Origin of the sequence: Achromobacter sp. Root565, from assembly GCF_001427425.1 — a bacterium.
Classification (GTDB): Bacteria; Pseudomonadota; Gammaproteobacteria; order Burkholderiales; family Burkholderiaceae_B; genus Achromobacter; species Achromobacter spanius_D.
Genome location: NZ_LMGO01000006.1, coordinates 318,485 through 333,801, shown reverse-complemented (window position 1 = coordinate 333,801; position 15,317 = coordinate 318,485). Strand labels below are relative to the sequence as shown.

The window sequence follows — 15,317 nt, the reverse complement described above, 5'->3', positions numbered from 1 at the left end:
CGCGGCGCGTCTGTCTCGCAGCGCTGGCCGCGCCTGCCTATCGTCAGCGCGCGTTACGCGGTCCTGGGCCGGGTATCCACCGGCAGGCACAGCAGCGCCGTCAACAGCGCCAATCCCACGTGCGCGCCGTAAATCGGCGAGAAATCCGCATGGCTGGCGACGCCATGTCCCAGCAGCAGGACCGTGATCGCCACGCCCAGCACGCCGCCCACCTGGCGAGTCGCCTGGTTGACGGCGCTGCCCACGGCGTAATGCTGGGCCGGCAACCGGTTCACCGCCGCGCCCGACAGCGACGGCAGCACCATGCCCACGCCGATGCCGCTAAGCAGCAAACCCGGCAGCCATTCGGTCAGGTACGCGGGCTCGGCGCCCGGCACCAGCAGAAACCACAAGCCGCTTGCCGCATACACCAGCGCGCCGCCCACCAGAAAAGGCCGATGCCCCATCCGCGCCGCGAGCCGGCCGGTGATGATCGCCGTCGGCATCACCAGCAGCGGACCCGGCGTCACCGCCAGCCCAGCGCGCGGCAGGCTGTAATGCCACACGCCCGTCATGTAGAAGAAGAACGCGAAGAACATCATGGCAAAGGCGATGCCGAAACTGAGCGTCGCCAGGTTCACGTAGCGGTAGGTGCGGTGCTTGAACAGCGCCAGGTCCACAAGCGGGTGCGGGGTCACGCGCGCCCAGGCCACGAAGGCGATCAGCGCCATCACGCCCACCGCCGCCGCGATCGCCAGTTCGCTGCGCTGCCACGTCGGCGATTCCGATTGCACGATGGCCAGGGCCACCGCGCCCACGCCCACCATCAGCAGCGCCATGCCCACGCCATCCACGCGGCGGCGCGCGTCGGGCTTGACCGACTCCTTCAGCATCCCCGCGCCGAACCACAGCGACACCGCGCCCAGCGGCAGGTTGATGTAGAACGCCCACGGCCATCCCGCCACGTCCACCACGAACGCGCCCAGGCTGGGTCCCACCGCCGCCGCCAGTCCGCCTACCGCGCCCCACAGACTGACCGCGACCGACCGCTGCGACGCCGGAAACGCCGCCAGCACGATCGACAGCGACGCCGGCGTCAAGAGCGCCGCGCCCACTGCCTGCAGGACGCGCGCGGCGATCAGCCACTGTTCCGTGGCCGCCAGCCCACAGGCCGCGGACGCCGCCAGGAACAACAGCACCCCGCCCATGAACATGCGCTTGCGGCCATGCGTGTCGGCCAATCCGCCCGATGGGATCAGCATTGCGGCAAAGACCACCGTGTAGGCGTTGAGCACCCACGACATGTCAGCGGCGGAGGCCGTCGGGAACCCTTCCCGCAGGGCGCCGAATGCCGCGTACAGCATCGTGCTGTCCAGCGACACCAGGAAGACGGCAATGCTGGCGATCCAGAAGACGGGCCAGGGGGAGGCTTGCGGGGCGGTGGTTGCGGGCGACGCGGCGCCCATGCCTGCTGCCGAAGCGCCCGCGGAAGTGGAGTTGGTTCGCATGACGACCCGATCCTTGCGTTTACAGATAAACCGACGGACTGGCGGACAGGCCCTGCTTGACCTGGCGGGTCCGTTCGTCGGCCAGCACTTCCCGCTCGCCGGCTTCCAGCGCATCAAACGCCTGGGTGACGATGGCCTGCGGCGTGGACTTCGGCGCGTCGATGCCCTTTGTCAGATCGGTATCCACGAATCCCATGTGCAGGCCCAGCACCTGGGTGTTCTGCTCGCGCAATTCCTGGCGCAGCCCGTTCGTCAGCGCCCATGCCGCGGACTTGCTCATTCCGTACACGCCCAGCACCGGGCTGTTCACCCAGCTCGCGATCGACAGGACATTCAGAATCGCTCCGCCGCCATTCGCGGCCAGCACCGACGCGAAGGCCTGCGCCACCAGCAGCGGCCCAAACAGATTCACATCCAGATGACGGCGCGCCGACTCCACGCTGCCCGGGGCCAGAAAGCCGCCGAAGTCCGCAATGCCCGCGTTGTTGATGATCAGCGTCACATCCTTGGCCAGCTCCGCCGCGGCCGCCACGTCTTCAGCGCGCGTCACGTCCAGCTTCACCGGCACCACGCCTTCCAGCGTGATGGTGGAGGGATCGCGCGCGGCGGCGTACACCTTACGGGCGCCGCGGGCCAGCGCCTCGCGGGCAAAGGTCAGACCCAGGCCGCGATTGGCCCCGGTGATGAAAACTACGGCGTTCTTGAGTTCCATGATGGGCATTCCTGAGGGGTGATGGGTGTGAGTGAGTCGGCTTCGGTATTTATAAATATGATGACCATCATATTCAAGGACAGCAAAACGGCCGCGCAATGCGGCCGCGAAAATCAATCAGTGAGAGGCTGCAGCGCCCTCATGGTCGTACTGGTCCAGGACCGTCTGGCGGGCGGATGCCAGCACCGCGCGTCCGCTCGGGTTGTCACCCAAAGCCCGTGCCAGTTGCAGCGCGCCTACCAGGGTGCTCAACACCGCAGCCGCCGCGTGGTCGCCAGCATCGGCGGGCAGCACCTGCTGTACCGCTTCCAGCAACCGCTGCACCCGACTCGCCGCCGCCTCGCGCACGTCTTCCGACTGGCGAGGAATCTCCGACGCCAGCGCCGCCACGGGACACCCCCGTTCGCAGCCGGTCAGATGCGCATCGCTGAGATAGGTTTCCACCCAGGCGCGCAACGGGCTGGCGCCCTCGGCGCGGCGGCGCGCCATGCCCTGAGCCATCCGCGCCGCGCCGTCCTGGCCGGCACGTTCCATTGCCGCTGCCAGCAGCGCATCGCGCGACGGGAAATGTGCGTAGAAGCCGCCGTGCGTCAGCCCGGCTTCTTTCATGACGTCCGCGACGCCTACCCCGGAATACCCCGCGCGCCGGATCGCGCGCGCAGCCGCATCGACGATGCGTTCGTGGGATTGTTCCTTGCGGGAGGCGGACATGATCGCGACACCGAAAATATGATGATCGTCATATTACGCCCGCCATATTCCGAAGCGCAAGCCCCGGCCCCGATTTTTAACGCCAGGCCTCCGGCTCGATCGTCACTTCGCCCTTCTCCGCCGAGAAATACACCACGCCGTCCGAGATATTGGCGTTCAGCTGCATCGTGCGCTCCGCCAGCTTGCCCAGCGCCTTCGACTGCTCCGACGGCAGATTCACCACCTTCAGGTTGCGCGTGCGCTCCAGCTTGTTACGCACCCCATCCCACCAGATCTTGCTGGCCGACCCGCCATAGCAATACACGATCACCTCATCGGCGCGGCCACAGGCACGCAGAATCCGGCGCTCTTCCGGCTGGCCCACCTCGATCCACAGCTTGATCTCGCCAGTCAGGTCCTTCACCCACAGGTCCGGTTCGTCGGTATCGCTCAGCCCCTTCGTGAACGCCAGCTCCTCCTGCGCGTGCATCGCAAACGCCAGCAACCGCACCATCATGCGCTCGTCCGTCTCGGACGGATGGCGCGCCACGGTAAGCCCGTGGCTGCCGTAGTAGTGGCGATCGGTATCGGCGACGTTCAGGTCGGCCTTGTAAATGGTGGCGCGCAGGGCCATGGCGTAAGTCCGTTCAAAAGCGAATTGCGGGAAGGCCGCCATGATAACCGGGCGGTGCGGGAGCGTTACACTTGCCGGGCGTCCGCCGGGCCAATCCTGCCGGCAGCGCCATTCAATATTCGCCCGCCATGACCGCCACCGCCGCCCTACTAGCCTTCACCCTGGCCGCCGCCATCCTGACCATCACGCCCGGCCTGGACAACGCCCTGGTCCTGCGCACCGCCGCCGTCGAAGGCAGCCGCCGGGCGCTAATGGCCGGATTGGGCATCAGCGCCGGCTGCCTGCTGTGGGGCGCCATCGCGGCATTCGGTCTGGGCTCGCTGCTGGCCGTGTCCACGCTCGCCTACGACACTCTACGCATCTGCGCCGCGATCTACCTGTTCTATCTGGGCATCAAGCTGCTGTGGAGCACCCGCTCCCGCCGCAAGACCGCGATGGCATCACCCACCGGCATCCTGGCCACTCCCGCCCGCCCCAGCAGCACCGCCACCGGCTGGTTCGTGCGCGGCTGCCTCACCAATGCGCTGAACCCCAAGGTCGGTGTTTTCTACATCACATTCCTGCCGCAATTCATCCCCGCCGGCACCGACGTCCTGCGCTTCAGCCTGTTGCTCGCCACGGTTCACGCGATCGTCGGCATGCTGTGGTTCGTCCTTCTGGTGGCCGCAACCCGGCCCCTGGCCCGCTGGCTTTCCCGCCCCGCCGTCACCCGCGGCCTGGACCGTGTGACCGGGGCGGTGTTTATTGCGTTCGGGTTGAGGTTGGCGCTGGAGAAGCGCTGATTCAAAGGCTTGAAGCGACGCTGGCGCTTCGATGGGTGTCAGACACCCGGGCAGGCCAGCTGCAATACCACGCCCATCTCGTAGGGGTGTCAGACACCTGACGGCGGCGCGGGCGCGCACAGGCGTCTAACGACAAACACCCCGCCACCAGCGCGCAGCGTCATCATCACGACGCAAGACACCCAAACGCCAAAGAAGGCCGCCCGCGCGGCCGATTTTGGCGGCCCCGCAAGACCTTCGCCCCGCCCCGCCCGAGGCAAAAACGCAAGAACTCCACCCGCTCCGCCACCCAACGCCGGCAACTCACGGAGCGGCTGGTGACGGGACGGGTGCGAGCGAGGGGCGTCGATGCGCCCAAGGGAATCCGAAGGCAGGCGCCGAAGGGCGCCAACGAGGATGACGCAGGGGCCGTCCGGAGCGAAGGCTCCGGACCGCAATCGTGGCCCCTCGCTCGCACCCGGCACGGCGCCGGCCGCGTCTCAAGAACCCCGCCCGCCGCAAGCAGCAACAGCAACAGCAATAACAGCAGCAGCAGCAGCAGCAGCAGCAGCAGCAGCAGCAGAAACCGCCGCCTCAATAAACCCCAATGGCATGCCGCGCCACAAAATGCCCATCTCCCACGGCAACCAACGGCTCCACCAGCGGCTCATCCCCCACCCGACGCATCGGACTAGGAATCTCATCCACCAGCAGCGACCGCTCCCGATGCCGCCGCTGCGGATCCGCAATCGGCACCGCCGCCATCAGCTTCTTCGTATAGGGATGCTGCGGATTCTCAAAAATCGCCCGCCGCGGCCCGATTTCCACGATCTGGCCCAGATACATCACGGCCACCCGGTGGCTAACCCGCTCCACCACCGCCATATCGTGCGAGATGAACAAAAACGACACACCCAATTCACGCTGCAAATCCAGCAGCAGATTCACGATCTGCGCCTGAATCGACACATCCAGCGCCGATACCGACTCGTCCGCGATCACCACTTTGGGGTTCAACGCCAATGCCCGCGCAATGCAGATCCGCTGACGCTGTCCGCCCGAGAACTCGTGCGGATAGCGGTCGATCATCTCGGGCAGCAGCCCACACTTGTCCATCAGCCAGCGCACCCGCTCCTGCGCCTCTTTACCGCGCGCCACTTTGTGGATCAGCAGCGGCTCCATGATCGAATAGCCCACCGTCATCCGCGGATCCAGCGACGCGAACGGATCCTGGAAAATGAACTGGATATGCTGGCGCAACGTCTGCATCGCGCTGCCCCGCAACGCGCCGATGTTCTTGCCGTCGAACTCAATTGACCCGCTCTTGCTCTTGACCAGCTGCAGCAATGAACGGCCAGTCGTCGTCTTGCCACACCCCGACTCGCCCACCAGCGACAGCGTCTCGCCGGGGTACAGGTCAAAGCTGACCTTCTCGACCGCATGCACCCGCTTCTGCACCCGGCCCAGAATGCCGCCGGTAATGTCAAAGCTGGTCGTCAGATCCCGGACCTTCAGCACCGGCCCATTCTCGCGTCGCACCGTCGACGGCGCCGCCACAGGCGTGTCCACCAACTGCGCCGGATTCGGTACCCGCACCGCCTCGTCCACCTTCAACAGCGGAAACGGCGCCGGCTCGTCCGTGCCCTGCATCGCCCCAAGGCGCGGCACCGCCGACAGCAGCGCCCGCGTGTAGGCATGCTGCGGACGCGCGAAGATCTCGTCCGACCCGCCCTCTTCCACCTTGTCGCCCCGGTACATCACCAGCACCCGGTCCGCCACTTCCGCCACCACGCCCATGTCGTGCGTGATGAAGATCACGCCCATGTCCATTTCTTCCTGGAGCTGGCGGATCAGTTGCAGGATCTGCGCCTGGATCGTCACGTCCAGCGCGGTCGTCGGCTCGTCGGCGATCAGCAGTTGCGGCTTGCACGACAGCGCCATCGCGATCATCACGCGCTGGCGCATTCCGCCCGACAACTGGTGCGGGTAGCGGTCCAGAATGGCGCGCGCCTCGGGAATCCGGACGCGCTCCAGCATGCGCAACGTCTCCGCCCGCGCCGCCGCCGCGTCCAAGCCCTGGTGCAGCTGCAAGGCCTCGGCAATCTGATTGCCCGCCGTGAAGCTGGGGTTCAGCGACGTCATCGGCTCCTGGAAGATCATCGCCACGTCCGCGCCGCGCACGCGCTGCAGCGTGGAATCGGGCGCGCTGACCAGGTCCAGGACGTCACCGCTGCGCCGGCGCAGCAGCATCCCGCCATTGGCGATGTGCCCGCCGCCGTACTCGACCAGCCGCATCAGCGCCAGCGAGGTCACCGACTTGCCGGAGCCAGACTCGCCCACGATGGCCAGCGTTTCGCCGCGGTTCACGTGAAAGGAAACATTGCGCACCGCTTCCACGGTGCGTTCGGGCGTTTTGAACCGCACCGTCAGGTCATTGACCTGCACGACGCGGTTGGAATCCATGGTTGCCATATCGATTACTTTTCCTGACGCGGATCGAGCGCGTCACGCAGCCCGTCACCCAGCAGATTGAAGCCCAGCACCACCAGGAAAATGGCCGATCCGGGGAAGATCGACATCCAGGGCGCCTGGGTCATGAAGTTCTTGGCCGTGTTGAGCATCGAGCCCCACGACGGCGTCGGCGGCTGCAGGCCCAGGCCCAGGAAGGACAGGCTGGCCTCGGCGATGATGGCCGTGGCGATCGTGATGGTGGCCTGCACGATCAGCGGCGGCATCACGTTGGGGAACACGTGCCGGCCGATGATGCGCAGGTCAGACGCGCCCAGCGCGCGGGCGCTCTGCACGTAGTCCTCGTTCTTGACTGCCAGCACCTGCCCCCGTGTCAGCCGGATGAACTTGGGCGCGGCCGATACGCCGATGGCGATCATCGCGTTGGTCAGGCTGGGCCCGAGAAAGGCGGCCAGCGCAATCGCCAGGATCAGGAAGGGAATGGCCAGCAGGGCCTCGGTGGCGCGCGAAATGATGCTGTCCGTCCACCCGCCGAAGTAGCCCGCGGCCAGGCCGAAAGGCACGCCCACGATCAGCGCGATCAGCACCGACACCAGGCCCGCCATCAGCGAGGCGCGCGCGCCGTACACCATGCGGCTGTAGATGTCGCGGCCCAGTTCGTCCGTACCCAGCCAATGCGCCGCGGACGGCGCCTTGCGGATGGTGGTGAAGCTGGTCTGCAGGGGATCCTGACTGACGATGAACGGGGCCAGGATGGCCACCACCACGAAGAACAGCACGATGCCCAGGCCGAGCATCGCGATGCGGTTGCGTTTGAATTTGGCCCACGCGCGATTGCGGCTGCGGGGCGGCGTGACGGCTGCGGCCGTTGCAGGAATTGCGCTCATGAGTGCCTCAGGCGGGGATTGACCAGGATGTACAGGATGTCGGCCAGCAGGTTCATCAGGATGAAGCCCACCGCCACGCAGAGCACCACGCCCTGCACCACCGCGTAGTCGCGGGTGAACACCGCGTCGACCACCAGCTTGCCGAAGCCCGGGATCGTGAAGACCTGTTCGGTCAGCACGGCGCCCGCCAGCAGTTCGCCGAACAGCAGCGTCACCAGCGTGACGATCGGCATCAGCGCATTGCGCAGCGCATGACGCAGCACCACGCTTCGCGGCGACACGCCCTTGGCGCGCGCGGTGCGCACGTAGTCCGCCGACAGCGCTTCCAGCATGGACGAGCGCGTGTGGCGCATCAGGTACGCCGCGATCGCCGTGGACAGCACCAGCGACGGCATCAGCATGGTCTTGATCGACAGCCAGAAGTCTTCAGAGGGAGACACGTAGCCCGAGGCCGGCAGCAGCTTCCACTGCACCGACACCACCATGATCAGGATGATGCCCAGCCAGAAATTGGGGATGGACATGCCGGATAGCGCCGCGATGTTGGCCCCCATTTCGACAGGCTTGCCTTTGCGCACGGCGGCGATGATGCCCATGGGAATGCCTACCAGCAGCGCAAAGAACATCGCCATGGCGGCCAGTTGCAGGGTGACGGGCAGCTTTTGCGCGATCAGCGTCGTGACGGGGACGTCGGTGCGCAGGGACTTGCCCAGATCGCCTTGCAGGACCTGCCCGGCCCAGGCCGCATACTGCATCGGCAACGGGTCGTTCAGGCGATATTTGTCGCGCAGGTAGTCCAGGACGGCCGGGTCGCGCTCTTCGCCGGCCAGGGTCAGCACCGGATCGCCGGGCAGGATTTTCTGCAGCATGAACACGATCATCGACACCAGTATCAGTGTCGGGATCGCGACGATCACGCGGCGCAAGATGAGTTTAAGCATGTGGGAAACCGTAAGACTGGAACGACGGACGGCGCCGGCCGGACAGGGCCCGATGCGCGTCCGCCGCAAACGACAACCGGACGCGCAAGGCGCGTCCGGCGGGCGCGGCGGGCATTCGCCGCTCCGACATTACTTCTGCGCGAACGTCACGCCCTTGAGCCGGATCATACCGTCCGGATAGGGCGTGAAGCCCTGGACCTTCTTGCCCATCACGAAGGGCCACGGCTGGTAGTAGTTGTACACGCCGGGCAGTTCGTCCTGGATGATGGCCTGCGCCTGGTCGTAGATAGCTTTGCGTTTGGCTTCGTCCGGGACCGTGCGGGCCTGATTGAGCAGCTTGTCGACTTCAGGGTTGCAGTAGTGGCCGTCGTTCAGCGCGCCCTTGCAGGTGACGAAGGCGTGGATGTTGCCGTCGGGATCGACCCGGCCGGACCAGCCCAGCATCACGATCTGGAAGTTGCCGCCGGCGGATTCCTTCTGCAGCGCGGCGTATTCCGTGGGACGCAGGGACAGGTCAAAGCCCGCCTCGGCGGCCATGGCCTGCACGATCTCGGCGACGGACGAGGTGGTGGTGTTGTTGCCGAACACCAGCTCGGCCTTCACGCGGTCAAAACCGGCCTGCTTGAGCAGGCTCTTGGCCTTGGCCACGTCGCGCTTGGTGACCGGGAACTTGTCGCTGTGATAGGGACTGGCGGGCGGGAACGGCTGTTGGGCCGGTTCGAAGATGCCGCCGCCGGCCACTTCGTTGATGGCGTTCCGGTCGATGGCGTACTGGAACGCCTGGCGCACCAGCTTGTTCTTGAACGGGTTGTCTTCGGCGCGCTTGCCGTTGTCCACGTTGAACATGAATTGCTGGAAGCCCAGACCCGCGACCGGCGCGAACGTCAGGCTGGCGTCGGTCTTGACCTGCGGCGCGTCGGACGGATTCAGGCGTTCGAGCATATCCAGGTCGCCGGCGCGCAGGTTGGACAGGCGCACGGTGGTGTCCGGAATGGGCAGGAAGGTCACGCGCTTGAACGCGTAGTCCTTGGCGCCGTAGTACTGGTCGAATTTCTCCAGGACGATGCGGTCGTTCTGGATGCGTTCGACGAACTTGTACGGGCCGGAGCAGATGGGCTTGCGGCCCACCGCGGCGACATCGTCCGTGAAGGTCTTGGGCGACAACATCATGCCGGCGCGGTCGGACAACTGCGCGAGCAGCGTGGCGTCCGGTTCCTTCAGGGTCAGCACCAGCGTGGTGGCGTCGGGCGCGTCGACCTTGGCCACCGAGCGCAGCTCGCCCTTGCGCAGGCTGTCCGGCAGGCTCATGGCGCGGTCGAGGTTGGCCTTGGCCGCCGCCGCGTCGAACTTGGCGCCGTCGTGGAACAGCGCGTCGTCGCGCAGCTTGAAGGTGAGCACCTTGTTGTCGTCGCTGAACGACCACGAGGTGGCAAGCTGCGGCACGAAGTGCAGTTTGGGATCGATGTCCACCAGCTTGTCGCACAGCGACGTGAACACGATGCGGCCCACGTAGGTGCGGGCGCGGTGCGGGTCCAGGACATCGGGATCTTCCTGCAGGCCGATCCGGATGTTCTGGGCGCTGGCGGCGCCGGCGGCCAGTGCCAGCAAGCTGGCGCCGAAAGTCATGGTCAAGCGTTTCATTGTGTTTATTCCCCTTGTTGCTGCATTTGCCGGTATCAGGAACCGCTTAGAAACCCACCGCCTGGCCGTCACGACGGCTGTCGCTGGCGGCGACGTAGCCCAGTTCGTTGTCGTTCTCGGACATGCGCCAGATGAATTGGCCGGCGCCGAAGTCCATGTACGGATCGTCAACGGATTTCAGAGCATGCCCCAGGTCCTTCAGTCCCGCAATCGTCGACGCCTTCATATTGGTCTCGATATCCAGCGTGAAGTCGCGGTTGACCTTCCAGCGCGGCGCGCAGCACGCGGCCTGCGGGTTCTGGTGGTAGTCGATCATGCGGACCACGGTCTGCATGTGGCCCTGGGGCTGCATGTCGCCGCCCATGACGCCAAAGCTCATGACCGGCTTGCCGCCGCGGGTCAGGAAGCCCGGGATGATGGTGTGGAACGGGCGCTTGCCGCCTTCGACCACGTTGGCCGACTTGGGATCCATCGAGAAGCCCACGCCGCGGTTCTGCATGCTGATGCCGGTGCCCGGCACGACCACGCCGGATCCGAAGCCCATGTAGTTGGACTGGATGAACGAGATCATCATGCCGTTTTCATCGGCGGCGGTCAGGTAGATGGTGCCGCCCGCGTGCGGACGGCCGGCTTCGAAGTGGGTGGCCTGGTCCAGGCGGATCAGCTTGGCGCGGCTGTCCAGGTAAGCGTCCGACAGCATCTGTTCGGGCGTGACCTGCATGGCGCGCGGGTCGGCCACGTACTTGTACAGGTCGGCAAAAGCCAGCTTCATGGCTTCGATCTGGATGTGCTGCGATTGCACCGAATCCACGGGAATGTCGGCCATGTCGAAGCGTTCGACGATGCCCAGCGCGATCAGCGCGGCGATGCCCTGCCCGTTCGGCGGGATTTCGTGCAGCTCGTAGCCGCGGTACGACTTGGAGATGGGCTTGACCCATTCCGGGCGATAGCCGCGCAGGTCTTCCAGCGTCATCGCGCCGCCGCATTCCTTGCTGAAGGCGGCGATGCGCTCGGCCAGTTCGCCTTCGTAGAAGTCGCGGCCCTTGGATTCGGCGATGCGGCGCAGCGTGTTGGCGGCGTCGGGGAAACGGAAGTGCTCGCCGACCTTGGGCGCGCGGCCTTCGGGCAGGAAGGCCTGGGCGTAGCCGGGCTGCGACTTCAGTTCCTCGGCAGCGGCGGCCCACTTGTGCGCCACCACGGGCGGCACGGCGTAGCCGCGCTCGGCGATCTCGATGGCGGGCTCGAACAGTTGTTCGAACGGCAGCTTGCCCAGCTTTTCATGCAGCGCGGCCCAGCCGGCCACCACGCCGGGGACCGTGACCGAGTCCCAGCCGCGCTTGGGCTGGATGGCCAGGCCGTTGTCGCCAGTGCCGTACTTGCGCTTGAAGTATTCGGTGTTCCAGGCGGCGGGCGCCACGCCCGACGAGTTCAGGCCGTGCAATTCCTTGCCGTCCCAGACGATGGCAAAGCAGTCGCCGCCCAGGCCGCACGAGACCGGTTCGACCAGGACGATCGTGGCCGCGGCCGCAATGGCGGCGTCCACCGCGTTGCCGCCCTTGAGCAGCATGCGCAGACCCGCCTGGGCCGCCAACGGGTGCGACGTGGAGACCACGTTGCGGGCGAACAGCGGGATGCGAACGGAAGGATACGGGTTGCCCCAGTCGAAGGATTTCATGTGGCGGGTCTCATAACGGTTAAGCGGGCGAAGTTACTCTCGTGCTTTAATTAAATCAATTTGATTTTTTGTTCCGTCATAAAAGAATTTTTTATGAGTACGATCCGATTCCTGCGCACGTTTCTGGCGGTCGCGCACCACGGTTCCTTCTCCGAGGCCGCCGAGCAGGTCGCCCTGACGCAGGCGGCCGTCAGCTTCCAGATGCGCTCACTGGAGGCCGAACTGGGGCGGGAGCTCTTTGACCGCAGCGGGCGCCTGGCCATCCTGAACGCGGCCGGGCGCGAATTGCTTCCCGAAATCAAGCACTTGCTGGATTTATACGACAGACTGAGGCGCCCGAGCACGGCGCCCGGCGAATTGGCCGGATCGGTGTCGGTGGGCAGTATCGTGTCCTGCATGGGCACGCTGTCCAAGGTCATCTCGGGGCTGAAGAAGGCCCATCCCAAGCTCGACGTGCGCATCCTGTCGGGCAAGGCCAGTGAACTGGCGGGCAAGGTGGAAGACGGCGAGCTGGACGCCGCGTTTTTGGTGGAGGCGGGCCGCAAGATGGCCAGCACGCGCTGGACGCCGCTTTATCAAGAACAGATGGTGGTGATCGCCCCGCGTTCGGCGGCCGGCAAGGATGCCCGCGAGGTGCTGGCGGGCAATCCCTTCCTGCGCTTTGACCGGACCCAGCGCACCGGGCTGCAGATCGACCGCCTGCTGCGGCGCATGGCGGTGCCCGTCAACGACTTCCTGGAACTGAACGCGATCGAGACACTGGTGGAACTGGTGCGCCAGGAGGTCGGCGTGACGCTGCTGCCGCTGATCAACGGTGCGAACTGGCAGCACAGCCCGGAGCTGCGGATTTTTCACCTGCCCGAAGACCTCGGGCCCCTGTCGCGCTCCATCGGCATGCTGGAACGCCGCGAGCACGCCCGCCAGGGCATCACGGCGGCGATCTGCGAGGCGTGCGCGCAGGCTTTCCGCGCACGCGAACCGCAGACCGCCGCGTGAGGCTTACTCGGCCATGGCCGGGTCCGTGACGGACGCCTTGCCCGTCTCGATGCGGCCTGCAAAGCGGCGCAGCCACGACGGATCCTCGGTCAGGCGCACCGTGAAGTCGTACCAGGCATGGCTGGCAGCCAGCGCCCAGTGCTGCTCGACCTGCCCGCCCGCCGGGACCGTGAACGTCCAGCGCTCGTGGTTGGCGTAATAGGCGTTGGGCGTCACCTCAAACGTGCAAGGCGTCTTGCCGGCGTTGATGAAGCTGACGTAGGCGTCGCCGTTGGCGATGTCGTAGCAGACGCGGATCTCGGCATCCTGCTGCGCCGTGCGGTCGTGCGCCAGATCCCCCGCGAAATGGCGGTGCCAGCCGTTGGGACCCAACACCCACAGGTCGTACTTGCCGCCGTCGGCCGCCGTGTCCCAGCTGCCTTCAAGCTGCTTGTCCGGTTCCACCGTGTAGCGTCGCGGCAGGCGATCCAGATGCAGGCGGTCATAGACGTGGAACACCGCCGCCTGTTTGCCCGTGTTGGAAAACACCAGCCACATGTTGCCGGTGCCCGGCTGGCTGCGGCCGCTCGCGTGCAGCTCGTAGGGCAAGGCGCGTGAATAGCGCACGCCCTTTTCTTGCACGCCCTTGGCCTGCGTGGACGGATCGGGCAGCGGCACCGCAGTCAGCGCTTGCTGGGCAGCGCGCTCCTGATCCGCACCCGTGCGGGTCAGGATGTTCAGATCCGGCAGCTTTTCGTCATTCGGCGTCGCGAAGTTGAATGCCGAGGTCAGGTCGCCCAGCACGGCGCGGCGCCACGGGCTGATGTTCTCTTCCTTCACGCCGAAGCGGGCTTCCAGGAAGCGCAGCACCGACGTGTGGTCGAACGCTTGGGAATTGACCCAGCCGCCGCGGCTCCACGGCGACACGACGTACATCGGGACGCGCGGACCGGGGCCGTAGACGCGGTTATCGGCGGCGTCCTGGGCGGACGCGTGCGTGTGGCGCTCGAGGTCGGTGTTGACGGTGGAGGCGCCGGCCATGGAACCGTCCGCGTTCAGCGACGGCGCGGCAGGCGGCGGCACGTGATCGAAGTAGCCGTCGTTCTCGTCGAAATTGATGAGCAGGACGGTTTTGCTCCAGACATCCGGATTGGCGGTCAGCGCGTCGAGCGTTTCCTGGATGTACCAGGCGCCTTGCACGGGGCTGGACGGACCGGGGTGTTCGGAGTAATCGGCGGGCGCGACGATCCAGGAGATCTGCGGCAGCGTGCCGTTGAGGGCGTCGTCGCGCAGGGCTTGCAGGAAGCCGCCGTCGGGCATGGTGTTGGCCGTGCCCTTGTACAGCGGATTGGACGCATCCATGCTGGGCGTCCAGGCGGGGTACGGCGCGCCATTGGTGCCGTTGCCGGCCAGTTCGTTGGCGCGGCGGTACTGCTGAAAGCCGGCCAGCGGGTTGTCGCCGAAGTTCTCGGGCAGGTTCTGGTAGACCTTCCACGTGACGCCGTTTTCCTGCAGGCGCTCGGGATACGTCTTCCAGGTCCAGCCGGTGGTCGAAGCGCCCAGGCTATCCCATTGATTGCGGGTGGACGGGCCATTGCCCTGCGCCAGCGGGTCGTTGGTGCCGGTCCAGTGGAACAGGCGGTTGGTGTTGGTGCCGCCGTGCGTCGAACAGTGGTAGGCATCGCACAGCGTGAAGGCGTTGGCCAGCGCGAACTGGAATTCCACTTCCTTTTCGCGGTAGTAGCCCATGGACTGGTTCTGCTTGTAGCGCGGCCACTGGTACATGCGGCCGCCGTCCCAGGCCATCTGGGCGTCAACGTAGTCGTGCGGCGTGCCGGCCACGCGCTGGGCGTTGCCCTGGGTGCTGTCCAGGTGATACGGCATGACGACGCGCGTGCCGTTGGTCTGCTCCCAAACCGAGCGCTCTTGCGGGAGCGGAATGGTGATGCGGTCGCCAAAGCCGCGCACACCCTTGAACGTACCGAAGTACATATCGAACGAGCGGTTTTCCTGCATCAGGATGACCACGTGCTCGACGTCGTTGATGGTGCCGGTGCGGTTGTTGGCGGGAATGGCCAGCGCGCGGCGGATGGCCGGCGGGAACATCGACAGTGCGGTCAGCCCCGCGGTGGAGGCGGCGGCGTTGCGCAGGAACCGGCGCTTGCCGGCGTGGATCGTGTCTTTTTCGGACTTCACGGATGCTTTTCCTAAGGGTCTATGCAAAGGGCGCGGAGGGCGAGCCTCAAGGCGCGCAACGCAGTTCGGGTTTGGCGGGCGGCGGCGGCGCGGGCGTCTCGGGCTGGGTGGGGGTGCCCGGGTCGGTGGGGGTGCCCGCGTCGTCATCGTCGTCGCCGCCGCCGCAGGCGGCCAGGGTGACGGTCAGCATCAGCACCGCGCCGGCTCGCAGGAAACCGCGCAAAATCATGGATTTGCTCATGGGGTATC

13 protein-coding genes are annotated in these 15,317 nt (G+C 66.2%); 2 read left to right on the top strand and 11 right to left on the bottom strand.

The window, feature by feature from the left end:
- Nucleotides 1-53: 53 nt before the first annotated feature.
- From ASD71_RS22930 to ASD71_RS22915, 4 genes are all read right to left on the bottom strand, one after another.
- Complete coding sequence (locus ASD71_RS22930) at nucleotides 54-1,487, bottom strand: DHA2 family efflux MFS transporter permease subunit (protein WP_056570083.1); 1,434 nt, start codon at nucleotides 1,485-1,487, stop codon at nucleotides 54-56.
- Nucleotides 1,488-1,506: 19 nt separating this feature from the next.
- A complete protein-coding gene (locus ASD71_RS22925; protein ID WP_056570081.1) occupies nucleotides 1,507-2,199 on the bottom strand; it encodes an SDR family oxidoreductase in 693 nt (230 codons plus the stop codon).
- Between the two features lie 117 nt (nucleotides 2,200-2,316).
- Nucleotides 2,317-2,910, bottom strand: a complete 594-nt coding sequence (locus tag ASD71_RS22920; RefSeq protein ID WP_056570079.1) for a TetR/AcrR family transcriptional regulator — start codon at nucleotides 2,908-2,910, stop codon at nucleotides 2,317-2,319.
- Between the two features lie 76 nt (nucleotides 2,911-2,986).
- A complete protein-coding gene (locus tag ASD71_RS22915; RefSeq protein ID WP_056570589.1) occupies nucleotides 2,987-3,523 on the bottom strand; it encodes a YaeQ family protein in 537 nt (178 codons plus the stop codon).
- 128 nt (nucleotides 3,524-3,651) lie between these two features.
- On the opposite strand from ASD71_RS22915, the gene ASD71_RS22910 reads away from it, so the two are divergent.
- Nucleotides 3,652-4,305, top strand: a complete 654-nt coding sequence (locus tag ASD71_RS22910; RefSeq protein WP_056570587.1) for a LysE family translocator — start codon at nucleotides 3,652-3,654, stop codon at nucleotides 4,303-4,305.
- Nucleotides 4,306-4,878: 573 nt separating this feature from the next.
- Here the strand turns inward: ASD71_RS22910 and ASD71_RS22905 are convergent.
- The 5 genes from ASD71_RS22905 to ggt all read right to left on the bottom strand — a co-directional run bounded on the left by ASD71_RS22905 (nucleotide 4,879) and on the right by ggt (nucleotide 11,897).
- Nucleotides 4,879-6,747, bottom strand: coding sequence for a dipeptide ABC transporter ATP-binding protein (locus ASD71_RS22905; protein WP_156395280.1), 1,869 nt, complete (start codon nucleotides 6,745-6,747; stop codon nucleotides 4,879-4,881).
- Nucleotides 6,748-6,761: 14 nt separating this feature from the next.
- Nucleotides 6,762-7,640: an ABC transporter permease gene (locus ASD71_RS22900; RefSeq protein WP_056570076.1), complete on the bottom strand. Its 879-nt coding sequence runs from the start codon at nucleotides 7,638-7,640 to the stop codon at nucleotides 6,762-6,764.
- A complete protein-coding gene (locus ASD71_RS22895) occupies nucleotides 7,637-8,581 on the bottom strand; it encodes an ABC transporter permease (RefSeq protein WP_056316436.1) in 945 nt (314 codons plus the stop codon). The genes ASD71_RS22900 and ASD71_RS22895 overlap by 4 nt, the downstream gene beginning before the upstream one ends.
- Before the next feature lie 129 nt (nucleotides 8,582-8,710).
- On the bottom strand, nucleotides 8,711-10,222 hold the full coding sequence (locus ASD71_RS22890; protein ID WP_056570075.1) for an ABC transporter substrate-binding protein: 1,512 nt from the start codon (nucleotides 10,220-10,222) through the stop codon (nucleotides 8,711-8,713).
- Nucleotides 10,223-10,268: 46 nt separating this feature from the next.
- A complete protein-coding gene (ggt, locus tag ASD71_RS22885) occupies nucleotides 10,269-11,897 on the bottom strand; it encodes a gamma-glutamyltransferase (protein ID WP_056570073.1) in 1,629 nt (542 codons plus the stop codon).
- A gap of 93 nt (nucleotides 11,898-11,990) precedes the next feature.
- Between ggt and ASD71_RS22880 the strand changes: the two genes are divergently transcribed.
- Nucleotides 11,991-12,893: a LysR substrate-binding domain-containing protein gene (locus tag ASD71_RS22880; protein WP_056570071.1), complete on the top strand. Its 903-nt coding sequence runs from the start codon at nucleotides 11,991-11,993 to the stop codon at nucleotides 12,891-12,893.
- A 3-nt stretch (nucleotides 12,894-12,896) separates the two neighbouring features.
- Here ASD71_RS22880 and ASD71_RS22875 read toward each other — a convergent pair whose 3' ends face one another.
- Complete coding sequence (locus ASD71_RS22875; RefSeq protein ID WP_056570069.1) at nucleotides 12,897-15,068, bottom strand: phosphocholine-specific phospholipase C; 2,172 nt, start codon at nucleotides 15,066-15,068, stop codon at nucleotides 12,897-12,899.
- 46 nt (nucleotides 15,069-15,114) lie between these two features.
- Nucleotides 15,115-15,309, bottom strand: coding sequence for a hypothetical protein (locus tag ASD71_RS22870; RefSeq protein ID WP_082579026.1), 195 nt, complete (start codon nucleotides 15,307-15,309; stop codon nucleotides 15,115-15,117).
- Between the last annotated feature and the right edge of the window lie 8 nt (nucleotides 15,310-15,317).